The sequence below is a fragment of the Streptomyces sp. NPDC004266 genome (genome assembly GCF_042874095.1).
GTDB lineage: Bacteria > Actinomycetota > Actinomycetes > Streptomycetales > Streptomycetaceae > Streptomyces.
This window is the reverse complement of sequence record NZ_JBIAMM010000023.1, coordinates 48960-72475: the sequence shown is the minus strand read 5'-3', so window position 1 is coordinate 72475 and position 23516 is coordinate 48960. Positions and strand designations below refer to the sequence as shown.

Sequence of the window (23516 nt, the reverse complement as noted above, 5' to 3'; positions counted from 1 at the left end):
GCGCGGTCTCCTGCGGAGACACGACGCGGAGTGACTGCGTCACTCCCAGCGCTGCGGCGCCGCTGCGCGGCGCCAGGGGGAGCGACCCGGCGGGCCATCACCTTCGGTGATGGCGGGGCGGTCCCGGTCGGTCCGGGCCTGCGGGCCGACGGTGGGGCCGACGCCGCTGTCTGCGGTTCTCAACACGCCCCCTTGGGGGGCATTTACGCTGGTGAGAGAGCTGACCGGCTGGTGAGTGCCGGTGTCTGGTGTCGCTGTCTCCTGCGGAGCCATCGGCGCCGGACGCCGTCCCGCGCTCTCCTGCCAGTAACAGTACGTACCCCACTCCCCTACCACGTCCACCCCGCCGGTCGTGCCGGGACCGGTCACACCGCGTACTCACCGCCCACTCTACCCACGTGACAGGTGGTCTATGCCAAAAAGACTCAATAAGAGGGAGGGGGTCGGGTTTCTGGGGTCGGAAAACAGGTGCCGGCCGCCGGTCAAATACCCAACCTGCAAACCCGCATGACGAAACCTCATACCACCCACAGAAACCCACACTGACGCCCCACCAAAACCCGATACACAAACTGCATAAGAGGACCCCTCAGAACGTCCCCGGAGTTATATAACTCTGCTAGAGTCTTCCTTGTCGGCAGGGAGATCTTCCCCTCCGATATCCGCTCACGAAAGGTGCGCTGAATGTCTGCCATCACCCCCGCTATCTCCGCGGTCATTCCGAGCAGTGCGGAGCGAATCGTCCTTATGGCGGAAGAGAACGAGTGGGAGGTGTCCGTGGCCTACGCCGCGGCCGGCGCCCCGGGCGTGAAGCTCGATTCGTGGCTGATCGGCATGGAGGCGTACACGACCAAGGGTGAAGTGTCGCTCATGCTGCTGTGGCAGCGCGGTGCGCGCGGGTGGCGGTACGCGCCGACGGCGAGCAGGGGGGCCGCGGACTGGGGGTGCCTGAACCTGAAGACGCTCAAGTCCATCACGGAGCTTGTCGAGACCGCGCAGGTCTGTGAGCGGCCGGAGTACGGCCCGGACGGGTGCGGGTGCGAGGACCCGGAGGACGTCGCCTTCCCGCGGGTGTGCATCGAGCACGCGTACTTCCCCGCGCGCGGTTTCTCCCCCCGGTGGGGGTGGGGCGTGAGCATGACCCGCAACGGTGATCTTGCCGGGTGGGGTGAGGACGGCGGGACCGGCGGTCTGTACTTCACGGCCGTCGAGGGTCAGGAGGAACTGACGCTCGCGGACGTGGTGCCGGCTGAGGTGCGCGGCGGCGCGGTGGCCGTGGTGGGTCTGCCGGAGCCGGGGGACGTCGGCGAGTGCCGTGAGGTGGTCCAGGGCGGTTTCCAGGGGTTTTGTGACGCGGTGGGCGTCCGCCTGTACGCGGTGGTGCCGGGGGGCCGGCAGGTGTGCGCGCAGCACGCCGCGGCGCGGGCCGGTGTGCCGGTGAGCACGCTTCCGGTGCTGGCGTTGGACGCCGAGGAGCGGCGTTACGCCGCGGACCTGATCGAGGATGACCGCCGGCACCGGATCCTTCGGGGTGCCGAGGATTGGGCGGACCGGCAGGTTGCGGCCGGGCGGACGGTGTCGGTCGGGTTCGAGCGGTGGGCGGCGGAGAACTGGCAGGGGGACGACTACGCCGCAGCGTTCACGGCATGGCTGTACGCGACCGGGCGCGCGGCCGACGCGTCGTTCGCGTGGGCGGTGTCCGGGCCGGTCGACCGCGTCCAGCAGGCGGGGGTACGGCTGGAGGTCGCCCAGCGCGCGTTGGAGGCCGCGCGCGGCGAGCATGCGGCGGCGCAGAGGAGCCTGAGCCGTGAGGGGATCCGGCGGTCCCGGGAGCGGATGGACGCGGCGCACGCTGCGGTGGCGGACGCTGCCCGGGAGCACGCCGCGGAACTTGCGGCCGATGCCGAGGAGGGCGCGGGTGAAGGGGGGCTGGCGGCCGGTACCGCGGCGCGGCTCCGGTACGGGGTCCTGGACGCGCACGGTCGGACGGAAGTGTTGGTGGATGGCGTGCTGGCGGGGCACGTGTTCGAGCGGCACTGGGACTGGTTCGCGGCGCCCCTCGGCGGTGTCGCCACGCAGTGCCCGGACCGCGCGTCCGGCGTGGCGGCGCTTGTCGTGTGGGCGGATGAGCGCGCGGCCGCGGACCGGGCGCGCGGCCGCGTGGACCGTGCCGAGTCGGCGGCCGGCGCCGCGGTCGGGGGGATGTACCGGCGCCGGCATCCGTGGCGGCGGCGCGGCAGGATGCGGCGGCCGAGGAGCGCGCGGCCGCGGGCGCGGGCGGGGCGACCGGCGGGGGGCGGGGCGGGGCGGGGCGGGATCGGCCCGGGCGGGCGCGGGCGGCTCCCGGTCGGCGGCTGGGACGGTCTCAGTCACATGCGCGCAGGGGCGGGGGATGGGGTGGGTTTTCGCAGGTCAGGGTTTGTGACTGTGCCTCATGTGACTGGTCGTGGGGTGGGTTGTGTGACTGTGGTCGGCCGTGTGGGCGGGCGCGCCGGGGCGCGGGTGGGGGTGCGTCGGTGATCGAGTCTGCAAAAAACAAAGAAGTTATATAAGTTACGGTAGGGTGGGGGTGCCCCCACCCGGGGCGAGCCCCGACCCGAGAGGCGACCACCCATGTCCACCGCCCCGCGCCATCACGACCGTTCCCCGAAGACCTACACCGGCGGCACCGGCCGCCCCTCCGCGCGGACGCTCGACCAGGCGAAGGTGGTGCGCACCGTCAACGTCACCGGCTCGGTGTGGGAGGCGGGCAAGAAGCGCGCGGGTGAGGACGAGGTCTCGATCTCCCACGCCGTCGGGCTGCTCCTGGAGGCGTACTCAGCGCGCGTGATCGACCTGGACGGGATCGTGGCGCAGCTCGATGCGCTGCACGCCCAGGATGGCGGCGCCGGAAAGTAACAGAGCAATAGACGAGGGCCCTGCCGCATATGGCAGGGCCCTCGTGCGTCTGGTCCCCTCGCCAGAGCGGCAGCAACGCGGCACAGAGCCCAGCGAGGCATGGGGCGCGGCTTGTCGGGGTCTCAGATCGAGGTCGGCGGGAGATCCGAATGGCGCAGCTTCAGGGCAGAGGATTCGATTCGGGATAGCTCGCTGGCCAACGAGCGGATCATAGCGTCGCCATCGTCGGCCAGTGTGGCGGCTTCGAACTTCTCGGACACTTGGCGTGCCTGCATCCTCAACCTCGCCAGCTCTTCGATTCTGTCGAACGCCGCCTGATCTTCCCGGTACCTGCTTCCTGCGCGGCCTCGCCGGGTCTCCATGCTCCGCTCCGTCGCATCGAGCAGGTCACTGAGGCTCTTCATCCGGCGCAGAAAATCCAGGCTCTGCCGCCGCTGGAGGTTCAGCGCATCGTCTTCACTGTCCTTGCCGTCTCCCCTGATGAACTCAAAAAGGCGCACGATCCTCCCCTTTTCCCCCGGTTCGGGTGAGGAGGGGGGCAGGTGATCCATGAGAGGCATGGGAACGCGCTCTGGGAGGTCGTCCGCAGAGCCTCGCTCAAGAGATAGCCAGGAGGCTGCCCGCTCTCTCAGCGCTTCTTCCTCACTGTCCGTGTCCCAGTCTCGCTCAAGAGATTGCCAAGAGGCTTCCCGCTCTCTCAGCGCTTGACGGACGGCGCGGTCCCGCTCCTCCTCAAGTTCAGTGGTGTCCAGGCCTAGGCCAAGCGGGGTCCGGAGCGCCCTCATTACGTCCGCGATCTCGTCCGCGGACAACCGCGTAAACCGAAGCTCGGCCACACGTGCGCTGTCTTCGTCCTGTTCACCTCCCTGGACCGCGCCGTGCCGCGAAATCATTGTGCGCAGGGCTTTCTCGATCTGCGCTGTCGTAAGCCTGCCGCCAGCCAGGTCAATCGTGCGCAGGGCCTTCTCGATCTGCGCTGCCGTAAGCCTGCCGGCAGCCAGGTCAGCCGCAAGACCGTCCAGATCGCTTGTCTGTCGTCCGTTCTCCAAGGGAGGAGGGATGGCAGGTGGCGGAACCGTGAGCGGCGGCGGGGGCGGGATGTCGCGTTCGGCCCCCGCCGAAGAGCTATCGACAGGAGCTGGCTGGTCTTCAGAGGCTGCGTCCCACAGGGCGTGGAACCGCTCGACTTCTGCGGCGGGGTCAGCGCGGGGGATCTTTTTGGCAAGCGCTGTCACGAGGACGTCGAGCAGTCCCCAGTCGGGCAGGCGCGGTTTCGTGAACGCGTCGTGGATGCGGCTCGGGCTCGCGACGCCGGCGCCGAGGGCGCGGGAGAGGTCGCGGACGGAGGGCCATCCGGCGCGGCGGTGGAGGGTGTGCAGCTCCAGGCTGAGGGTCTGCCGGGGGCCTGGCGGCAGGGGCGGGGCTGTCAGCTTGGGCACGCGCACTCCGAGGGCTGTCCGATGGTGTCCAGATCTGTCCGACGGTCACGGTACCGCGTCCGAACACGTAGGTCTGCGTACCGAGTTGTGGCCCGCTGTCGGAGATCGTCCCGGCGGCTTTCGGGGGCTGGAGCCTGGTGGAGTCCGAATGGAACTCAACCCAGGAGAACGACATGTTCAACGAGGAAACGGCGCTCGGCCTTCTCGCGCAGGGACTGCTGACGCAGCTTCCCGCCAGCCTGATCACGGCCGCGGTCACCGCCTTGGCGGTCTGGGCCTTCCGCCGCTACCGCAGGCGCGGCAACGGAGGCGGTGACGCGGACCGGGTCTGAAACCCGCAGCGGGCCCAGGAACTGGAGGTTCCTGGGCCCGCTGCGTGCGTGGGCGGGTTGCCTTACTGTCCTAGCCACGTGGAGCCGCCGAGTGTGCCGATCACCCCGACGATCAGCGCGATGACCCCGTACGGGATCCGCTGGATCGTCAGGTGAAGACCGTTCACGCGGACTTCGATGGCGGGCTTAGAGTCGTTCTTCTTGGGTCGCTCACTGGACATGAGTGGCTCTTCCTCTCTGGCTTCGAGCCCGCGGATTGGGGCCCGGAGCCAGCGTGCGAGGAGATGTTGATGTTGCGGCAGGTGCATTGCCATTGCCGTCGAAGTGGCAATGACGTGCGGTGTTGCCGGTCTGGCAACGGGCCGGGGAGTGGGGGAGGACAGCTGAGCGCCGAAGACAATCTGGCCCCGGTTGATGGTGAGGTCTCGCCGGCACGCCGGTACGGGCAGCGGCTGCGGACTGTGGCGTTGCTCAGCGGGTTGAGTCAGAACAAGATCGCACGCGAGTGCAACGTGGACGCCGGCACCGCATCCCGCTACTTCTCGGGGGCCCGCACGCTCCCGAGGGAGTTTCATGACGGGATCCTCGCGATGCTCGACAGCAAGGGCGTGGAGGTCCCGGAGGAGGACGTCGCCGAGCTCGAGGAGCTGCGGGCCTCGATGCTAGCTGCCGGCAAGTCTCCTGTTGTCGAGGCGATGCGGCTCAGGGAGCGTTTCGCTTCTGCTGTTGCCACTGCTGCAACGCAGGCAGACCTCTCGGGTGGTGCGGAGCCGCCGCAGCAGGTGACGCGCTCCGAGGTCCTCCAGCTCGTGCTCGCGTCGCTGCTGGCCATGGTGTTCCCGGCGCTCCTGGGGGTGGGGGTGTCCTTCGTGCAGGCCGTAGCGAAAGACCCCCCGTTCATCCTCTTCGCCTTCGTTCTTACGGTCTGTATGACGCTTGCCGTGCTGTTCTTCGCGTTCGGCGCATCACTGTGGGGGGTGTTGCACCTTCTGGAGGTGGCACCGCGGCGCCGGGGTGCGGTGTCGCATGCCTATGGCACAGCGGCTGTGGCGTTGATGGCTGTGGGATGGGCACTGGCAGGCATCGTCGCTCCTGAGGTTCTCGGGCCTCTGCATGACATCGGCACAGCGTTGGGAGAGGGCGAGCTGCCGGAGGAGTGCTTCACGCCTCCGACGAAGCCTTACTGCCTGCCGTCCGCCCGTCAGTAAGGCTGACCGGCACCCACGGGCCGGATGCGAACACCAAAGCGGCCCTGGCCGGATTGGCCGGGGCCACACCGCTTCGAGGCGGGCGGGATCACGGGTGAAGGCCCGGTCAGGCGCCGATGCCGACCGAGGAGACGTGGGCGTAGGCGTTGTAGTCGGAGTCGAGATCGCTGATGACGTCGTCCCAGATCTCGTCGACGGTGTCGGCGTCCTGGGATGCCCAGGCGTCGACGAGGTCGCCCCAGATGTAGCGGACAGTGATGGAGCGCTGCTGGAGGGTGGGGCGGGAGCGTTCGGCGGGGACCTGGCTCTGGTCGACGGGGTAGATCTCCATCCGCCGGCCGCGGCCGTGGTTGTCGAGGTGGCGCTTGAGCCAGCCGGAGCGGATCAGGTTCTCGCGCCGCCGACCCCAGTAGGCGCTGTCGATGCGCTCGCGGTTCGCCTTCGTGGGCGTGGCCTTGCCCGTCATCCAGGAGCGGATGGTGCGGGCGGTGACGCCCTGCTCCTTCAGCGCGGCGCGGCCGGCCGGGCTGTCGAGATAACGCAGGCGGGCGGAGAGGCCGCGCTTGGAGGCGACGGGCGAGGAGATGCCGGAGGAGTACACGATCCGGTTGAGTTCGAGAATCAGGGCCTCACCGCCCTTCATTCCCCGTGTGTTGAACTTCCCGAAGTCTCCCCACCGGGACCACAGATCGGGCGACCCTGCCATCAGCGCTTACCCCCCAGAACATAGGTGGTCTTTTCCTTCACCTGGTTCAGGTCACGGCCCTCCGGGAAAACGGAGCGCCACTCCCCCACAACGTGAAGTTCATCGGTGCCGGAGATTTCCACGACCTGCAGACCGGCCTTGTATGCCTTGTGCGCTTTCATCCACAGATTGGCGAAGGCCTTGGCGCGGATAATGTGCATCCAGTCGGGACGGCGGATCTCGCGATTCGCGCTGGACTCACCGATGGTCGACACGAATTTAGAGTACATGGCCTTCACGTACGCCACGGTCAATTCGTCACCTTCCGCCAGAGCGGTTTTCCGGGATTCCGCCAGTGCGCGGCGGAGCTTTTCCAGGAGCGCTTCGGAGGCGCCGGAGACCAGGGAACGGTGGATCACGGGGGCGTCCGCGAGGCCTTGGCGGGCGCAGTCGAGCAGCAGGCGCAGCGTGGACTCGCTCACCCACAGCTCCCCCGGCTCCATACGGTTGCCCAGGGGGTTGGGGAGGTCGGTGTGGTCCCAGGTAGCGGGGGTGATGAGGTGGACGCCGGCCTTCTTCGGGTCGTGGACGCCGCTGGTGTCCTCCCGGAGCTGACCGATCGGCAGCCACGCCTTCATCGCAGACAGGTAGGCCGCGTTCATGTCCAGGGCGGTCACCTCGATCTGCTCACCGCGCTTGACCGCCGCGAAAAGCTCCGGGTTCCGCCACTTCGGGCGGCCTTCCCAAATCTCGTCGGCGCCTTTCTGGGACTTCTTCCGCAGGATTTCCTGCGTCGGCGGGAATTCCGAATGCTCGTACCGGCCGCCGACTCGGGACGCTTTCAGAAGCGTCATCACGTCGGGAATGGCGGACTTGATCAGCTCGGCCTGCGCGGCCTCCAGGTCACCGGAGGACGCCGCCAGTACCTCGTGCACGCGGTCGGCGATCTGCTCCAGCAGCGTCCCGGAGGCGTACCCGGGTGCGCTCCGCCGCGGCCCGGCCGGCGCCGGTACGGCGGACTCGGCTGGGACCGCCGGAGCGACAGGCGCGACTGGCGTTTCGACAACCGCCGGCGGCTCGATCGGGGCGGCGGGAGCCGGGGCCTGGGTCTCCTCGGCGGCCGGAGCCGGAGCGGCCGTGGAAGGTGGGTTCGCGGAGGCCATGGCCTCCGCGCAGTCCTCCGCGGTCAAGTGCTGCGGGAAGCCCTCTAGTTCGTCCTGTGTGGGCTGCCCGCACAGCACGCACGGCTGCACCGAGGCGGTGGGCGGACTGGCGTCCGGTGCGGCCGCGGGGGCGCCTGGCTGGCCGTAGACGGCCGGGTTGCGGCTGCTGCGGACAAGGCCGGCGGCGGAGCCGGGGTGCTCGCGCTCCAGGCCGTTCACGACGGCGGCGGCCTCGTCCAGGAGCACGGTGGTCGCCGGGGTCGGCGTGCTGGTGGGGGCGGGAGGTAGCTGCGCACTGTCCGGCTGGAGACTGGCGACCGAGCCATGCAGGACGCTGGCCGCGTGTGTAGGGCCGGCGAGCAAATCGAGCACGGGCAGGCGGTAGTGCGCGGCGAGCCGGTCGATGTCCTCCAGCGACCAGTGCGCGGCGCCGCCCTGCTTCCGGGACACCTGCGCCTGGGAGAGCCCCAGACCGGCGGCCAGATCGTTCTGGCGCTCACCGGTCCGCGCCATCAGTGCGGCGACCGTGAGCCTGAGAATCTCTTCAGTACCCATCATGCATGCAATCCTCGCATTCGAGATGCTGATTACGCATGAGAAATGCTGAATCCGGCTTGCGGAAGAGTGGCTTGCTGGCCGCCGACTCGGGTCAGCGACGCTGACGATCGGGTGTGGCTAAGCACGACAGAAGAGCTCGTCAGCCATGTTCGGACTGCCGGTAAAGGTCTCGGGCGAATGCCCCCAGGGCTGTTCCGTAGCTTGCGTCCGTGTCGCCGCTGATGTTCACCGCGACGACACTGCCCTCCGCCGGATCGCCCGAAAGGTACGGGCCTCCACTGGACCCCACCCCCATGAGGCAGGGGACGCGCACCATCGTCTCGCCGGCTGCCCAGGTGGTGACGCCCGAGCAGTGCAGCACCCGGTCGGTGTACGGGTAGCCGAAGAAGTGCGCGGACGCGCCGGGTTCCGCCGTGAACGATATGGGCTGGGCGCCGACGACGTCGGAGATGTTCCGCCCGTCGGCGCTGGGATTCATCTCCAGCATCGCGACGTCCCGACCGTACGCTTGCCAGTCCTCGGCCATCCGTACCCGGCGCACCGTGAAGCCGCCGTGAGGCCCTGCACCGCCCTCATACCCCGGTACGAAGAAGAGGTTCTGATCCCAGGCAGCGGCCCGTGCGGGGGCTCCCTCCGTCGATGTTCTGACACAGTGCGCGGCGGTGATCACGGTGCGGGTCCCGACGACGGTTGCCGTACAGGCGCCCGAGCCGCCGCCTACCCCCGACGACGCGTACAGCCGGCCGACCGTACGGGCTATCGAGCCGCCACCCGTCCAGGCCGGCTGGACCAGATCGTCCTTGGCGTCCTGCCGGGCCACCTCGGCCATGCCGCCACCAGCCCAGCGGGCCTCGATCACGCGGCTGCGCTCCTCGGTGATGGCAGCGTCGTGCACCACGACGCTCACTTCGGCCGGCGATACCCCGCCGCTGCCGGCCATCGTGCCCGGGCCACACCCCAAGACCCCCGACAGGATCAAAACGGCCGTCGCCCCCGCGGCCCCTGGACGCGTATTGCCCATGCCCCTTGCCCCCTCATTCCGGTTCCCGCTCGTCTCCCGAACCCACTGAGGCGCTGCGCCCTCGCCGGTCGAGGCTCGACCGCCCCCCATACCTAAGCGATCACCGCGCGGAGCCTACGACAGCGCCGGACAGCCGCTGCGGGAGGGGGCCAACCACTTGAAAAGCGCAGCCGGCAGGAGTGGCTTTGTTAGGGGAATAGCAGTTACGGCACGATTTCTGTGGACCTACGTCGCCCGGCTTATGTCTGCTTGAGGTCAAACGCGCCGCCTTGCCCGCCAGGATCGTCGGAGCCAGTCGGGCCAAAGAGATCAAACAGGTGGAGATCACCCGCTTAACCGGCTACTCCCGGAAGACGATCCGAAAGATCGGCCGACCGCCGAAGCCGAGGCGTAGCACCGTCGCCCCCAGTCGCTGACCAGGCACACGAAGGCGCTCGCAGCCAGATTTCACAGCTGCGGGCGCCTGTCTGCACCGGCCTCGGGTGAGCCCTGGACCAGCGCGAAAACGTCACCAAAGGTGCCCTGCGCTCTCGATGCACCCCGGGCCCGGACCATGGTGTGGCCCGGGCCCGGGAGAGGAGTCGGCGGATCAGAGCCACGACGTGGCGCGCGAGAGCTGGCACACCGGTCGCCGGGCGGATGAGGGGGAGTTGTGGCGCTCCCTGAGCCACGCTGACTTCGCGTACTCCTGCTGCTCCGCTGCCCACTGCGTGTACTGGATTGCGATGCGGGCGTGGTTGTACTGCGTCCGCTCGGCTTGGGAATGCGGGTTCTCGCCGCTGGCCCGGGACCATGCGAGGAACCAGGCCGACAGGTTTTCGTCGCGCACTTCGCACGCGACAAGGAAGCCGAGGTACTGGAACAGGTCGTTCGGCACGGCCTGCCCCGTGATGATCCGGTGAGCTGTGGAGCGCGGCAGGAGGTAGGTGCCGGCCCGCTCGGAGAACGCCCGGATCGGCGGGCTGCCGGCAACTGCGTAGAGGGATCGCAGGGCACGGCTCAGATCTGCTCTGTCGAAGACGAGGTCGGGCCGGGGCCGGTCCACCGAGCGGCTGGGACGGCTCTTGTACATGTCCTTCGCGACTTGGAGGAGCACCAACGCATACCTGTACTCGGAGGCACTGTCGACCCCGCAGGCCGACAGATAGCCCTGGACGCAGTCCCATGTGGGCAGTGTCTTGCCGGCCGCAGCACGCTTGAGTGAAGAGGCTCCCCAGCGGCTGCGCTCGGCCAGCGTGCGGTACGGGACGCTGCCCCGCTTGTCGCGAAGGAACTGGGCCAGCCTTCCCAGCGCAGGGTTCGTATGGTCGACGGGGGCTTCGGGGCGCCCCGGGCGGCCCATCAGTTCACGCTCCCGGTGCTGGAGCCACCGATGGCGGCATTCAGCAGGCGCCGCAGCAGGCCACCCCCACTGCGGACGTTCGAGGCGACGAGGACGGCAACGCTGACCGCGCCGGCACCGCCCAGCAGGATGAGGATGTCCTCCACGGGCATGCGCGCGATGAGGCTGAGGAGTACGGCGGCCGCGAGGTACGCGGCGATGACGAAGGCGTGCGCCATACCGAAGCGCATGCCGGAGACCGGGGCCGAGGCCCCGTCGATCGGCTTCAAATCCAGGCATCCTTCAGGGAAGGGCAGGCGGCCTCACGAAGGACCGCCGACCGGCTGCTACTGGCTCCAACAGGACGTCCTGCTAGGCGATTGGCGTCACCTGTGCAGCGGAACGAAGTACCTGCCGACCAAGAATCTCAGCCCGTAGCCCCTCGGCGCCAAGAGCACCGAATTGGCCCTGTGCATGTCCCATCGTGGTGACTTTCATCCACGAACTTCAAGCAGCCTCTGACCTGCGCAAACGATGGCCCCAGGGCGCCCGAAATTCATTGGGCCGTTTTTTGTCCCAGCGAAGCTGAGTGCAGCCTGGGCCACGGCGGCCGTAACCTCAATCTTGTTACGCGCGGAATCTCCAGACGAGACCTGCGCGCGCTTACAGGCTCCCTGCTGCTACTGGCTCCAACCAAGGCAAATTTCAGGGACATTGCGGGAACACGTTGGCGCGTGGTCCCGCACGGCGGCCGATGAACGCACCGATGGTGCCGACATCGGCCTTTGCCGTATCCGCACGTCGCGCAACGCGTGGCCCCCGGCGCTCGACGAAGAACCTGCGACGCTGTACGGCGACCTGAGGGCCAATCACCCCTCCCGCTATCCGATGAGACTTGGAGCGGGTCGAAAGGCCCGGAGATCGCCGTACAGGGGGTCAGAAGGAGGCGGGCTCAGGCTCGGCTGACTGTGCTGCGGCAACGGCCGCGTCCCGAGCCGCCTCCCACTCCGCCTCGGCAGCAGCCTTGTCGCGCTCCGCATCGATCTTGCAACGCCCGCAAAGGCCGGCGGTCTGTACGGCCCGTCCGCACGTCTTGCCGCCGTAGCCGGGGCAGTCGCCGATTTCTGAAGCGGCAGGGACCTCGGCGCACACGATGCACGCCGATCCGGGCGCCACCACGCCCCGGCCGCAGCCGTGCGCACAAGTCGGCCGCTCGCCCCCGAGGCAACTCGCGCACAGGTCCTGCCCAGGCAGCGCATCGTGAGGGCAGATGCCACTGTCCCCGGCGCAGGGCCGGTATCGGCCGAGACCGGCGTCCTCGGCGTCCATCTGCGCACGCCGGTCCGCCCAGGAAGCAGGGAGGGACGTCGGCCCCTCGTCACGACCTTCGGTACGAGGCCGCGTCAGGTCGTACTCCCCGGCCTGCTGCGCGGGGATCGGCGCAACGCCTGCACACGGTCCGACCGCGATCAGGTCCCGCAGCCGACCGCTGACCACCCCGGCCACCGTGGTCTTCAGTGGATGGGGCAGCGGCCTGGACAGCAGCGCGTGCCGGATCTCCTGCGGGGTGAACCCGGCATCGAGCATCCCCGTGGCCGTCCGGCCCTGGTCCCGCAGCGACTGGGCGTGCGTGATCTGCCACTCCGGCGCCTCGGCCGCAACCGCCCGCAGCACCTCCACCCCCGGCGTCAGGTCCACCGGCCGCCCGGCCGAGGACCGGCCGGGCCCGGCACCGTCCCCCTCGTTGCTGCTGCCGTTCCCCGGCGCGGTGTCAGCTGCCGCCTGCTCCCCACTGGGTGTAACCGGCCTGTGTTCCTGCCCCTCGATCCTGCCGCTGCCTCCGTCCGTCCTTCCGTCCATGGTCTTCGCGTGCGCGTCTTCTACCTGCACGGACGGACGGACGGACGGACTAGGGGGCTCTTGATCTTGGCTCTGGACAACAGGGCTATAGACAAGGGCGTCACCCATGACGCCACCCGTCGCGTCATGGGTGACGCCACCCGTCGCGTCACCCATGACGCCACCCCCCCCTGTTTGGCCGTCCTGGGGGGTGGCGTCATGGGTGACGCCACCCCCCTTCTTCGCCTTCTTCCGGCGGGCCCGCTCCTTGCGCCGCTGCTCCTCGCGCTTGGTCTCCTGAGCCCGCAGCGTCGCCTCGTAGGCCGTCTGCCAGGCCGGCAGGTCGAAGGCGGGAGCGTGCTCGGCCACCCACGCGGCGACGTCCAGACCGGGGACCGTGTGGCCGTACCGGGCGACAAGCTGCGGCGGCGTGCCCGGCGGGGGCGTCATGCCATGGATCAGCCACGCGTCGTGCAGCTCGTAGAGGTTGGCGTCGTTCTCCTCGGGCTTGCCCTCCACCTTCCGGCGGTGGACCGTCACCAGCCCGATCTCCTTCTCCAGGTAGTCCGCCGCCCGGTCCACGGTCTGCTTCGAGCAGTCCAGGCACGACGCCAGAGCCTCCCGGTACGGGTAGCCCTGGCCGGTGTTGCGAGAGCTGACATCCGCGTAACTCACCAGGAGGTCATACAGCGGCTTCGCCTTGCCCGAATTCAGACCCGGGTCGGAGTCACGCGACACACACACGGCGAACATGCCGAAGCGCAGCCCCGAAGAACCGGGACGGCTGACGCTCGGACGGTGGGTGCTGGAAGGACGACGGTTCACCGGGCCGCCCCCACAAGGTGCCCGTAGGCGTTCAGGTCGGCCATCGTCGCCACAGTCTCGAGCTGGGCGGCGCCCTTGCTCGCCGGCCGCTGAGCGACGTTAGCCGCCGATTGCGGATCACCCGTGCGCACCCAGACTCGGGGGTGCTGTGGCGTGTTGCGCTGTGCATCTCGTACGCTCAAGGAGAGCGCACCTCCACTCATCATCAGGTGCTTCGGTCGGCCCCGGGCTGCAACCCGGACCGATCCCTTCAGGCCCCGCCTCGTGCGGGGCCTGTTGCGTATGTGGCCTGGGCAGCCGCACGGCTGCCCAGGGGCGGGCCTAGCCCAGGATTTCCATGGTGATCCGGTGGTGCAGCGGCGCTGTCGTGACCGTGACGTAAAGCGTTGATCCATCGCCGGACTTGGTGACGTTGACCACACGGAACCCCGGGCTTCCTTCCGGCATCCCAAGGGCTTCCGACGCGGCCGGGTCCATGGGCTCGGCCGTGATCTGGCACTCGGTGTGGCCCACGTCCCAGCCAAGCCAGTCGGCTACGCGCATGCCAGCTGGCGGCTTGAGGGGTGGCGCGCCGACGGGAGCGAGCATGGGAGGGACGCCCTCGTGGCCATCCGGCCGGTGGCTTGCGATTGCGTACGGCAGGACCGTGAGCTTGTGCTGCACCGGGATGCCGTCCACCCGCCGTACGCGATGACGCTCCACTACGTCAGACCCTTCCGAGAATCCCCAGTCGGTCCAAGCGGGAGGCGCCGTGCTCTGCCGCACAAGGTATGTCTCATCAGACGCTTGGCCAGCCGGGCCGGTGGGCTTCCATGCCGTGCCCTTGGTGAGATCCGGTGGTGAGAAGGTGCCGAGGTGGGCGTCCGCCGAAGGGCCAGCGGTAACTGTGGTCCCACTGCCGGCGGCTGTCTTGGTGAAACCCAGCGCCGTAAGCACTGCGTAGGCCGCTGCGGCGGTCTGCTGGCTGACCTGGTACTGCTCGGCCAGGTCTCGGACGCTAGGGAGCCGCGCGCCGTAGGCGTACTCACCTGCGGCGATTCCCTTCCTGATCGCGGCGACGATCTGATTCGCGCTCATGGTCATGTCCTCCCGGTGTCCTGGGTGCCTCCAGGGTATCGATGTCAAGGAGTAGCGCCCCGCGTCCAATTGCGTCAAGAAGGTTTGCAACCATCTTGACACTTTGGGTTAGCACTCCTAACTTCATGTCAGGAGGCCAGGGAGGCCCCGGGGTTGCCGCCCCGGAGCCCCACCAGACCCGCGCATTGCCGTGCACGGGCCTGCCGCCCGGAAGGGCGGGACCTTGCCGGACCCAGACGAGGAGACCGACATGAGCATTGTGAATGGGGGCGCCTGATGAGCGATAAGGAGTGCCACGCGGCGGCCCAGTTAGAGGCGGCGCGGCAGCAAGCGGCCCGGGACCTGGCGGCGTCGGAGGAGGCCGCCCGCCGCCTCGCCGAGACGGTGCAGCAGGCGGGGGGTGCCCGGTGATGACGATCACATACACCTACTTCGGGTTTGACCCGCGGAACCGGTACTCGGCCGAAATCGACGAGACCGACGCCTATCTGACGATCGGCGCGAACGCCCTCGCGGGCTTTGACCCGGTCCTCTACACGTGCGACAGCGCCGGTTGGTGGCCGATGACCACGCCGGACGGTGAGGAGATGCGGGTGGTGGCCCTGACGGGCACCTCCGGCGTGATCGCCGTCCTCGCGTTCGTGGGGAGGGCCGGCTGATGTACGGACAGATTCGCGTGCTTCTGGTCGACCGGGCCGTCGCCGCCGTGGCGACGGCGGCCCGGGTGGCCCGGCTCGCGGTCCGCCTCGCGACGCGGACGTCGATGGGGCCGGTCGACCTGTACGCCGCCCTCGCCACCGCGAAGTACATGGCGGCGCACGAGCTGATCGAGCAGGCCGCGGACGCGGTCGAGGAGTCCGGCGACCCGGACATCGAGGTGACCGACATCCGTACGCCGATCTGGTTCGGAAAGATCACGATTCACGAGGAGACCCAGGGATGAGCACGATGAGCAGCGGCCCGTACGACTGGGCCTCCGACAGTGCCGCGGGCTTCGACTCGCGTACGGACCGGCCGTCCAGGCCGCGGCCGGCGCCCCGTCCCCGTCCGTCGGATGACTTCGCCGACTGGCCCGACGACGGGCCCGCCGCCCGTCCGACCCGTCCCCGTCCGACCCGTCCAGCTCCGTCCCGTGCCGCCAATGTCGCGGAGGCCGCCGGCGCGGCGGCCGGTGCCTTCGTCGGCGGCATCGGCGGCTCGGTCCTGCCGCCGGTGAACGTCACGGTCAACCGCGGCGGCGGACAGGGCGGTTCCGGCAACGGTGGCTCGGGCGGCGGCCGGGGCGCGGCCCCCGCCGGCGGCGGGTCGGACCGGCACCAGGGCGACCGGATGATCTACGCGATCGAGCGGATCGAGATCCGTTCGGACCGCGACATCCTCGCCCTCGCGAAGGCGATCAATCACCTCGGCCGCGAGCTGCACCTGATCCTGGGGATGCGCGCCGAGGAGATCAACGGGGTGCTCAGCACCTACAAGGGCAAGTGGTACACCTTCGGCGCGAGCAGCCGGGTCAAGGCGCGCCTCGTCTCTGCGCACCTCAAGGTCAGCGCGGAGGCCGCGAAGGCCTTGGGCGTGGGCGCGCTGAAGATGGCCGCGGCTTTCGACCGGCATTTCGTGAAGCCGGAGCAGGAGGCCCAGCGCGCCCGGTCCGGCAAGACCGCCCCGAAGACGTTCACGATCGGGGGCGAGTGATGGCCCGCGCGAAGAAGAAGACCGGGGCCGCCGAGACGGCGGCCCCGGCCGGGGCCGGCTCCGAGCTGGTCGCGGTCGGCAAGTCCGTGGGCAAGGCGGTCGGCGGGTACGTCCTGGTGAAGTCCCTGCCCTACACCCCGCCGTGGATTGCTGCGGCGACCCTGCCCCCGGCGGCGGGCGCGGCGGTGAATCTGCTGTGGGGCGACGAGGCGTTGTCGGCCGGTCTCGCCTCCGCCGGGATCGCCCTCGGCGGCGCCGCCCTGGCGGCCGTGACGTGGAAGACCAGCGGCGCGAACACTAAGTTCCGCAAGTTCCGTCGGGCGCAGGCGACCGCGACGGTGGCGGCCGGGATGGGCTGGCTCACCTGCGCCGTGTCCGCCGGGCCGTTCGGCCGGCCGATGCTGGACCTGTGGCTGATGGGTGGTGCGCTGATCGCGGCGTCCTGGAACGCCCGGCAGATCATGGCCGCCGGCCAGGGTGCGGACCCGGAGGAGAGCAACGAGGGCGGGACGCTGTCCAAGCTGGCCGAGGCGATCGGCTGGGAGAAGGTCACCGTCAAGGACGCCAAGGGCACCGGCAAGGGCACGGTGAAGGCCGCGCTGGAGGTGGCGCCCGGCGCCACGATCGACGCGGTGCAGTCCACGGCCTCCAAGGTCGCGGCCGCGCTCCAGGTCCCGCCGTCCGGGGTGATCGTCACCCCGGACCCGGAGAACGCGGCGCGCGGCATGATCTCGATGCGGGTCGCCGACCTGCTGAAGGACGGCGTGGCCTTCCTGATGCCGGAGGCCTTCGGCCTGATGCCGACGGAGCCGATCCCGCTCGGCATGTACGCCGACGGTGAGATCTGGTGGATCGACCCCTTCGCGGCGGCGATCCTTCAGCACGTCCTCGTGATGGGCGTGACCGGAGCGGGGAAGTCGGAGCTGCTGCGCACGCTCCTGGCGCACCTGGCCACCCGCCAGAAGATGACCGTCTTCCTGATCGACCTGTCCAAGGGCCGGCAGACGGTGGGGCACATGGCCGACGGCATCGACTGGCTCGTCCAGGACGCCAAGGAGGCCAAGCGGCTGCTGAAGAGCCTCCCGGCCGCGATCAAGGCGCGCGGCAGCGTCCTGGCGGACGAGGGCCTGGACCAGTGGTCCCCCGCCTCGTCGCTCAACGCCATGCTCGTGTGGGTCGAGGAGGCGGCCGACGTCGCCGACTTCGAGGAGCTGGAGAAGATCGCGCGGGCCGCCCGCTCGGTCGGCATGTGGCTCGGCATCAGCCTCCAGCGCGCCACCTGGACCAACATCTCCACCGACGTGCGCGCCAACCTCCAGGGCTCGATCTGCATGGGTGTCGACGACGCGGGCGACGCGGGTTTCTGCCTGCCGGACTCCGTCGTCGCCGCCGGCGCCGTTCCCGCCTGGGGTTCGGGTCGGCCCGGCTACGGCTTCGCGACCGGCATGGGCATTCCGCAGGGCCGGTGGACGATGGAGGCCCGCTCCTCCCTCACCGACCGGGGGGTCCTCGCCGCCCTGGTGGCCGCCGCCGCTCCGTACCGCGACCCGCTCGACGCCGCGACCGCCGGCGCGCTCGGCCAGGCCTACGCCCAGCGCACCCACAAGGGCACCAACAAGGCCACCCCTGGCATCGAGCAGTCGGCCGCGGCCGCGATGGATGCGCTCCGCGCCGCCGTCGCCGCCGCTCCGTCTGGAGCCGTTGCGATCCCGGACACCCCCGAGGCCCTGGCGGTCCTGGCCCCGGCCGCACCGGCCGCCGCTCCGCTGGCCGTGGCGCCCGCTCCGCCTGCCGCGGCGATCGCTCCGCCCGTTGCGGCTGCGGCTCCGCCCGCGGCTCCCGCCCCCTCCGCTCAGGACGACACCGACATGGACGAGAGCGACATGGACGACATCGAGGAGGCCGCCGCCGTGGAGATCCAGGACGCCCACGACGAGATCATGGGCGCCATCCCCGGCGACCCCGAGCCGCACGCCGACTACGCCGATCTCCGTCTGGAGGACGACGTCGTCGAACCCGACCCCGACAGCGACATGGAGTTCGAGCAGCCCGAGCGCATGTCGACCGAGGACGCCCGCCACACCCTCTACGCCGAACTCGACCTGTGGGCCGCCCAGGGCCGCCTGGAGTTCGAGCCGGCCGACCTCATCCCGGCCACCGTCGCGACCGGCCGCAAGCGCCCGTGGATGCAGGGCGAACTGAAGCGACTCGTCGAGGCCGGGATCCTCCAGCGCGACGGCCACGGCGCCTACGTGATCCTCCACTCCCCTCTCCAGCCCGCGTAGCTGGCTACACACCGTGACGATCTGACAGTCACGGTCGGGCCTGACTTCTGACAGTCAGGCCCGCCGGGGGCCTCAAGAGAAGTCAAGAATTTTCCCTGGTGACACCCCTGACAGTCCGCTCTGACTGTCAAAGTCACCCTCCCTGACACCCCCCTGACTACTACTCAGAGTGAGGAAAAGTATGTACGCCGGACGCCCCGAAGACCTGCGCCGCAAGGAGCAGCAGGCCGCCGCCCTCGCCGCCGAGATCGCCGCGCTGATGAACCGGATCGACTCCCTCGGCATCGGGCAGTGCCTGCCCGCCCAGGGCCGGATCGCCGGCCCCAGCTTCGACATCCGCCGCACCGAGCGCGGCTGGACCGTACGCGCCTGACCGCCCCGACACCGCCGAGGAGGACCCCATGGATGCGCAGCCCGACCCCAAGACCACCGCCCTCGCCGCCGACCTGATCGCGGCCGTCGAGGACGCCGTGGCACCCGCCGTGGCGCCCACCGCGCCGATCCCGACCTCGTTCCGCGACACCACCCCGGTGCCCGTCGTCGGCACCACCGCCCCGGTCGACCAGCCCGGCCGCCCGCCGATGTCGAAGACGGCCACCGACGCTTCGGTCGTGATGCTCGCGGCCGGCGCCGGAACCCTGATGGCCGGCACCGGCGCGGGCATCGCCCTGTGGGCCCTGGCCGGAGTCGACCCGCTCACCCTCGCACTCGCCGTCGGCGCGCCCGTCGCCGTCGTTGCCGCCCTCGCCCGCCTGGTCCGCCGCGCGGGCCAGGCCGCGCAGCAGGCCGCCCCGGTGACGCACCACCACCACTACGCCGGCCCCGTCACCCAGACCCACAAGACCCACACGCAGGCGCGCGGCCTGTTCGCCCGCAGCACGACCGACGCCCGCCACTGACCCACCCCCGCACATGCGGACGGGGCCGGAGAGTGCACCCTCCCGGCCCCGCCCTACGACACGGAGGAACCCCGTGACGCAGATGGAAACCTACCCGCCCCGGCTCAACGGCCACGCCCACCCGGCCGCTCCGCCCACCACCGACTCCGCTCCGCACACCGGGGCCGGTGCTCCGCCCGCCCCCGGCACGGGGGAGACTGCCCGGATGCATGACCTGAAGACGCCCGCCACGATCCCGGCCCCGAGCGGCCCCGCCGAGGCCTCCCACGCGCCCGCCCCGGCGACGGAGAAGGCCGCTCCGCCCGTGAGCGAGAGTGCTCCGCCGCGTGAGGAGACGGCTCCGCCCGCCCCCCGGGCATGGTCGGTCAGGGCTATGCGGGGGGTTATCCTCGCCTCCGCGCTCTGCGCGGCCGTGGTTGCCGCCATCGGCTTCATCGGCTCCTACGACGCGCTGCGCGGCCTCGCCGAGGACCACGGATTCGCCTGGTACTCGTGGATCTTCCCGGTCGGCATCGACGCCGGCATCGTCGCCATGTATGGCCTGGACCTCGTCATGGTCTGGCGCCGGATGCCCAAGCCGATGCTGCGCATGGTCGCCCACCTCCTCACTGCGGCGACGATCGTGTTCAACGCGGCCTCGGGCACGAAGCCGATCCTCGTCGACCCGCTCGGCGCCCTCATGCACGGCGTGCTGCCGCTGCTCTTCGTCGCCGTGGTCGAAGCCGTACGCCACCTGATCATCCGCACCAACCGCCTGGTCCTGGGCGTCGAATCGGACCAGGTCCCGCTGCACCGCTGGATCCTGTCCCCCTTCGCCGCCTGGGGCATCTACCGCCGGATGAAGCTGCGCGGCATCACCTCCTACAACCGCGTCGTCGAGATGGACAAGGAACTCGACGTCTACGAGGCGTGGCTCAAGCACAAGCACGGCCGCGGCTGGAAGAAGAGGGCCGACGCCACCGCCCTGCTGCCCTTCACCATGGCCCGGTACGGCATGAGCGTGGACGACTCCCTGGACCTGCCCCGCAAGCAGCAGGAAGCCGACGACGCCCGAGCGGCCGCCGAGGCCGAGCGGATCGCGGCCGCCGCGGCCGGCGAGGAACAGCGCGCTCTGGACGCCGAGGAGCGGGACGCCGACGCGAAGGTCCGGCGCATGCGCATCGGCGCCAAGGTCGAGACCGCCGAACACCTGATCGCGGCGGAGACCTCCGCGGCGGAGGCGGAGGCCCGCGCGGCCGAGGCGGCCGCCAAGGCCGGCGCGAAGGTCGCGGAGGCGACCGCAGCCGCCGAGGCGGACACCGCCGCGCACCACGCCCGCATCGCGGCGGAGGCGGCCAAGCGCGAGGCGGAGCGCTCCGCCGAGGCGGCGGAGCGGATCGCCGCGCGGGAGGAGGAGGCACAGAAGACGGCCGCCGAGGCCGAGGCCGAAGCCCGAGCCCTGGCCGCGAAGCGACAGGCGAAGGCCGACGACCTTGCGATCGCCGAGGCCGAGGCCGAGACCGCCAGGAAGCTGGAGGAGGCCCGGCGCCGCCATGCGGAGGCCTTCCGCCTGGAGAAGGAGCAAGCCGCCGCCGAGGCCCGCCGGGAGGCGGAGCTCGCCGAGTTCGCCGCGCGCAAGGCGGCCGCGGAACAGCAGGAGGCGGAGGCGACCGCCGCCGCTGCCCTCGCCCGCGCGGAGGCCGCCCGCGCCGAGCTCGCGGCCCTGGAGGCCGAGGACATCGCCCGCCTGTCGCCCCGCGAACGCGCCGAACGCAAGGTCGCCCGCATGATCCTCACGGCCCACACCGCCCTCCCCGCCGACCAGAGGCCCCAGGCGCCCGACATGTACGCGATCACGCTGGAGCAGGTCATGGACGCGCTCGGCGTCTCCCAGACCATCGCCGGACAGCGCCGCCAGGCCGCCGCCGACCTCATCGCCGGCGGATACACCGGCTGACCCGTACCGCGCTGCACGCCGAAGGGCGGCACCCCCACAGGGGTGCCGCCCTTCGGCGTTCCCGGGTGCGGGGACCATCCGGCATCTGCATGAGGCACCCCCACGGGGATGAAGAGGTTCAGGCATTCGACTTCCTCTCTCCCAGATGTGAGCCGCTGTAGAGCCGAGGATCAGGCGTGCAGACCGCTCCCGCGTCACACCCGTCCCATGACTGGAGAGAGGGGAATCCCCTCCGCTCAAGCACGGGTGACCGCTCTTGCCGGGTTCGCCGCAGCCGGGAGGGTTAGAACCCGCTCAACAAGCTGTGATCCAACTCACTCCAGGTTGGCAACAGGGGCGACTCTGATGGATTGCCGCAGGTCAGGCCGGGGTTGCGGAGCTAACCATCCCGCGCGGCATCCTGCGCTCTCCACCCCAGGAGCCGAATCCGGCCCACCGCGCCCCCTGTTCGGCCATCAGCCCGAGACGCAAGGGGCGGGGAGCTGCTCAAGTCCCCACGCCGCGCCGCTGTGGTGCGCATCTACGAATCGGAAGGCATTCACGTGACCACGCATCAGACGTTCTCCACCACTCCGGCCCAGGGGCAGCAGCCTGCCGTTCCACCCCCGGCCGCACAGCCGCAGACGCTTGCCCAGCCCGCCTCGGACGGCCCGCTCCTCAGCCTGCGTGCCGCCGTCGTCCTTACCATCGCTGCGCTCGTCGGCATCGGCGTCGGTGTGCTCACTGGGGCGGCCGAGTCCGGCACGGCTGCCGCCGTCCTCGCCGGATGCGCGGCATTTGGTGGGAGTGCCCTCGGGCTGAACAAGGTGATCGGCAGTTAGCCGGCTCCCGGCTGACCTTCCGCCCCACGCCGAAGGGCGGCCCCCTAGGAGGGGCCGCCCTTCGGCGTGGTCGGACCGAGTGCGCGCAGTGTCCTGCGAGTCCCGCATGCGGGACAGATCATTTGATTCAAGTTCGAGCGGCATGCCGTACGCCTGGACCGCCTTCCCGAAGCTCCCCAAGGGCTGCGAGAAGGACACCGCCACGCCCACCCCGGCGCCGTCCACCACGACCCCGCCCCCGCCGGCAACACCGGTACCACCACCGACAACGGGCAGACCTCCGTCATCCCGAAGGGCGGCGTCGCAGCCAGCGCCGAGCTCGCCGCCGAGGGCGACTCCACCGCGCTGATCGCCGCCGGCGCGGCCTCGCTCGCCGCCGCAGGCCTCGGCTTCGTCGTCCTGCGCCGCCGGTCCGCCGGCGTCTGCGGCTGACCCGCACGGCCCCGGCCGCCGAGGACGACAGGGATGGACCGCGACGCTCATCACATAACCGCGTATGCCGGGGCCACTTACCCGACCTCTGACTCCTGCTCCCACCTCATCAGCGCTTCCTTAGCCGACACACTGTCGGGGTGGTCATCGCCCAAGATCTGGTTGCTGTCGGCTACCACCCGTTCCAAGAGGATGATGGCCTCGGCCCTACGCCCCGCATCCCGGTAGGAGATCGCGAGGTTGCTGCGGGCGGTCAGGGTGCCGGGGTGGTCATTGCCCAGGATTCGCTCGCGGTCGGCTACGACCTGCTCCTCGATCTCGATGGCCTCGGCGGTACGCCCCGCATCCCAGTAGCAGGTAGCGAGGTTGCTGCGGGCGGTCAGGGTGTCGGGGTGGTCATTGCCCAGGATTCGCTCGCGGTCGGCTACGACCTGCTCTCCGATCTCCATGGCCTCGGCCGTACGCCCGAGCTGTCGGTAGGAGGTAGCGAGGTTGCCGCGGGCGAGGAGGGTGTCGGGGTGGTCAATGCCCAGGATTCGCTCGCGGTCGGCTATGACTCGCTCCTCGATCTCCATGGCCTCGGCCCTACGCCCCGCATCCCAGTAGCAGATCGCGAGGTTGCCGCGGGCGAGCAGGGTGTCGGGGTGGTCAATGCCCAGGATTCGCTCGCGGTCGGCTACGACCTGCTCTCCGATCTCGATGGCCTCGGCGGTACGCCCGAGCTGTCGGTAGGAGGTAGCGAGGTTACTGCGGGCGAGGAGGGTGTCGGGGTGGTCAATGCCCAGGATTCGCTCGCGGTCGGCTACGACCTGCTCTCCGATCTCCATGGCCTCGGCCGTACGCCCCGCATCCCAGTAGGAGGTAGCGAGGTTGCCGCGGGCGAGGAGGGTGCTGGGGTGGTCATTGCCCAGGATTCGCTCGCGGTCGGCTACGACCTGCTCCTCGATCTCGATGGCCTCGGCGGTACGCCCCGCATCCCAGTAGGAGGTAGCGAGGTTGCTGCGGGCGAGGAGGGTGTCGGGGTGGTCATTGCCCAGGATTCGCTCGCGGTCGGCTACGACCTGCTCTCCGATCTCGATGGCCTC

Annotated in this window: 21 protein-coding genes; 12 read left to right on the top strand and 9 right to left on the bottom strand. The window is 70.1% G+C overall.

Annotation, left to right across the window (positions count from 1 at the left end; all coding sequences use genetic code 11):
• The first annotated feature begins 684 nt into the window (after positions 1-684).
• Positions 685-2520 carry a hypothetical protein gene (locus tag ACFYUZ_RS36420; protein ID WP_389316604.1) on the top strand — a complete coding sequence of 612 codons (1836 nt, stop codon included), beginning with the start codon at positions 685-687 and terminating at the stop codon, positions 2518-2520.
• Between the two features lie 93 nt (positions 2521-2613).
• Positions 2614-2898 carry a hypothetical protein gene (locus tag ACFYUZ_RS36415; RefSeq protein WP_389316601.1) on the top strand — a complete coding sequence of 95 codons (285 nt, stop codon included), beginning with the start codon at positions 2614-2616 and terminating at the stop codon, positions 2896-2898.
• A 122-nt stretch (positions 2899-3020) separates the two neighbouring features.
• On the opposite strand, the gene ACFYUZ_RS36410 is transcribed toward ACFYUZ_RS36415, so the two are convergent.
• A complete protein-coding gene (locus ACFYUZ_RS36410; RefSeq protein WP_389316598.1) occupies positions 3021-4337 on the bottom strand; it encodes a hypothetical protein in 1317 nt (438 codons plus the stop codon).
• Positions 4338-4510: 173 nt separating this feature from the next.
• Between ACFYUZ_RS36410 and ACFYUZ_RS36405 the strand changes: the two genes are divergently transcribed.
• A complete protein-coding gene (locus tag ACFYUZ_RS36405) occupies positions 4511-4669 on the top strand; it encodes a hypothetical protein (RefSeq protein ID WP_389316596.1) in 159 nt (52 codons plus the stop codon).
• 479 nt (positions 4670-5148) lie between these two features.
• Positions 5149-5877 carry a hypothetical protein gene (locus tag ACFYUZ_RS36400; protein WP_389316593.1) on the top strand — a complete coding sequence of 243 codons (729 nt, stop codon included), beginning with the start codon at positions 5149-5151 and terminating at the stop codon, positions 5875-5877.
• A 106-nt stretch (positions 5878-5983) separates the two neighbouring features.
• Here ACFYUZ_RS36400 and ACFYUZ_RS36395 read toward each other — a convergent pair whose 3' ends face one another.
• From ACFYUZ_RS36395 to ACFYUZ_RS36365, 7 genes are all read right to left on the bottom strand, one after another.
• Positions 5984-6520, bottom strand: coding sequence for a hypothetical protein (locus ACFYUZ_RS36395; protein WP_389316590.1), 537 nt, complete (start codon positions 6518-6520; stop codon positions 5984-5986).
• 62 nt (positions 6521-6582) lie between these two features.
• Positions 6583-8283 carry a helix-turn-helix domain-containing protein gene (locus tag ACFYUZ_RS36390; RefSeq protein ID WP_389316587.1) on the bottom strand — a complete coding sequence of 567 codons (1701 nt, stop codon included), beginning with the start codon at positions 8281-8283 and terminating at the stop codon, positions 6583-6585.
• A gap of 139 nt (positions 8284-8422) precedes the next feature.
• A complete protein-coding gene (locus tag ACFYUZ_RS36385; RefSeq protein ID WP_389316584.1) occupies positions 8423-9223 on the bottom strand; it encodes a trypsin-like serine peptidase in 801 nt (266 codons plus the stop codon).
• Between the two features lie 670 nt (positions 9224-9893).
• Entirely contained in the window at positions 9894-10646 is a 753-nt protein-coding gene (locus tag ACFYUZ_RS36380; RefSeq protein WP_389316581.1) for a hypothetical protein, read from the bottom strand.
• Complete coding sequence (locus tag ACFYUZ_RS36375) at positions 10646-10915, bottom strand: hypothetical protein (RefSeq protein ID WP_389316580.1); 270 nt, start codon at positions 10913-10915, stop codon at positions 10646-10648. Before ACFYUZ_RS36375 ends, ACFYUZ_RS36380 begins: the two co-directional genes overlap by 1 nt.
• Before the next feature lie 646 nt (positions 10916-11561).
• Positions 11562-13289 (bottom strand): hypothetical protein, encoded by a 1728-nt coding sequence (locus tag ACFYUZ_RS36370; protein ID WP_389316577.1) that lies wholly within the window; start codon positions 13287-13289, stop codon positions 11562-11564.
• 321 nt (positions 13290-13610) lie between these two features.
• A complete protein-coding gene (locus ACFYUZ_RS36365) occupies positions 13611-14366 on the bottom strand; it encodes a GntR family transcriptional regulator (RefSeq protein WP_389316574.1) in 756 nt (251 codons plus the stop codon).
• Positions 14367-14776: 410 nt separating this feature from the next.
• On the opposite strand from ACFYUZ_RS36365, the gene ACFYUZ_RS36360 reads away from it, so the two are divergent.
• From ACFYUZ_RS36360 to ACFYUZ_RS36325, 8 genes are all read left to right on the top strand, one after another.
• Entirely contained in the window at positions 14777-15025 is a 249-nt protein-coding gene (locus ACFYUZ_RS36360) for a hypothetical protein (protein ID WP_389316571.1), read from the top strand.
• A complete protein-coding gene (locus tag ACFYUZ_RS36355; protein WP_389316569.1) occupies positions 15025-15309 on the top strand; it encodes a hypothetical protein in 285 nt (94 codons plus the stop codon). The genes ACFYUZ_RS36360 and ACFYUZ_RS36355 overlap by 1 nt, the downstream gene beginning before the upstream one ends.
• Positions 15306-16058, top strand: a complete 753-nt coding sequence (locus ACFYUZ_RS36350; protein WP_389316566.1) for a hypothetical protein — start codon at positions 15306-15308, stop codon at positions 16056-16058. Before ACFYUZ_RS36355 ends, ACFYUZ_RS36350 begins: the two co-directional genes overlap by 4 nt.
• Positions 16058-18343, top strand: a complete 2286-nt coding sequence (locus tag ACFYUZ_RS36345; RefSeq protein WP_389316564.1) for an FtsK/SpoIIIE domain-containing protein — start codon at positions 16058-16060, stop codon at positions 18341-18343. Before ACFYUZ_RS36350 ends, ACFYUZ_RS36345 begins: the two co-directional genes overlap by 1 nt.
• A gap of 181 nt (positions 18344-18524) precedes the next feature.
• On the top strand, positions 18525-18716 hold the full coding sequence (locus tag ACFYUZ_RS36340) for a hypothetical protein (RefSeq protein WP_389316563.1): 192 nt from the start codon (positions 18525-18527) through the stop codon (positions 18714-18716).
• Between the two features lie 28 nt (positions 18717-18744).
• Positions 18745-19242: a hypothetical protein gene (locus ACFYUZ_RS36335; protein ID WP_389316561.1), complete on the top strand. Its 498-nt coding sequence runs from the start codon at positions 18745-18747 to the stop codon at positions 19240-19242.
• A gap of 82 nt (positions 19243-19324) precedes the next feature.
• A complete protein-coding gene (locus ACFYUZ_RS36330; RefSeq protein ID WP_389316610.1) occupies positions 19325-21178 on the top strand; it encodes a DUF2637 domain-containing protein in 1854 nt (617 codons plus the stop codon).
• 509 nt (positions 21179-21687) lie between these two features.
• A complete protein-coding gene (locus ACFYUZ_RS36325; protein ID WP_389316560.1) occupies positions 21688-21999 on the top strand; it encodes a hypothetical protein in 312 nt (103 codons plus the stop codon).
• Between the two features lie 509 nt (positions 22000-22508).
• Here ACFYUZ_RS36325 and ACFYUZ_RS36320 read toward each other — a convergent pair.
• On the bottom strand, positions 22509-23516 hold a 1008-nt coding region (locus tag ACFYUZ_RS36320; RefSeq protein WP_389316558.1), incomplete at its 5' end, for a tetratricopeptide repeat protein.

Bases quoted from the DNA above. Each gene is read 5' to 3' on its own strand.
- ACFYUZ_RS36420 (WP_389316604.1), top strand. From the start codon at position 685: ATGTCTGCCATCACCCCCGCTATCTCCGCGGTCATTCCGAGCAGTGCG.
- ACFYUZ_RS36415 (WP_389316601.1), top strand. From the start codon at position 2,614: ATGTCCACCGCCCCGCGCCATCACGACCGTTCCCCGAAGACCTACACC.
- ACFYUZ_RS36405 (WP_389316596.1), top strand. From the start codon at position 4,511: ATGTTCAACGAGGAAACGGCGCTCGGCCTTCTCGCGCAGGGACTGCTG.
- ACFYUZ_RS36395 (WP_389316590.1), bottom strand. From the start codon at position 6,520: ATGAAGGGCGGTGAGGCCCTGATTCTCGAACTCAACCGGATCGTGTAC.
- ACFYUZ_RS36390 (WP_389316587.1), bottom strand. From the start codon at position 8,283: ATGATGGGTACTGAAGAGATTCTCAGGCTCACGGTCGCCGCACTGATG.
- ACFYUZ_RS36385 (WP_389316584.1), bottom strand. From the start codon at position 9,223: ATGGCCGGCAGCGGCGGGGTATCGCCGGCCGAAGTGAGCGTCGTGGTG.
- ACFYUZ_RS36380 (WP_389316581.1), bottom strand. From the start codon at position 10,646: ATGGGCCGCCCGGGGCGCCCCGAAGCCCCCGTCGACCATACGAACCCT.
- ACFYUZ_RS36365 (WP_389316574.1), bottom strand. From the start codon at position 14,366: ATGAGCGCGAATCAGATCGTCGCCGCGATCAGGAAGGGAATCGCCGCA.
- ACFYUZ_RS36360 (WP_389316571.1), top strand. From the start codon at position 14,777: ATGACGATCACATACACCTACTTCGGGTTTGACCCGCGGAACCGGTAC.
- ACFYUZ_RS36355 (WP_389316569.1), top strand. From the start codon at position 15,025: ATGTACGGACAGATTCGCGTGCTTCTGGTCGACCGGGCCGTCGCCGCC.
- ACFYUZ_RS36350 (WP_389316566.1), top strand. From the start codon at position 15,306: ATGAGCACGATGAGCAGCGGCCCGTACGACTGGGCCTCCGACAGTGCC.
- ACFYUZ_RS36345 (WP_389316564.1), top strand. From the start codon at position 16,058: ATGGCCCGCGCGAAGAAGAAGACCGGGGCCGCCGAGACGGCGGCCCCG.
- ACFYUZ_RS36340 (WP_389316563.1), top strand. From the start codon at position 18,525: ATGTACGCCGGACGCCCCGAAGACCTGCGCCGCAAGGAGCAGCAGGCC.
- ACFYUZ_RS36335 (WP_389316561.1), top strand. From the start codon at position 18,745: ATGGATGCGCAGCCCGACCCCAAGACCACCGCCCTCGCCGCCGACCTG.
- ACFYUZ_RS36330 (WP_389316610.1), top strand. From the start codon at position 19,325: ATGGAAACCTACCCGCCCCGGCTCAACGGCCACGCCCACCCGGCCGCT.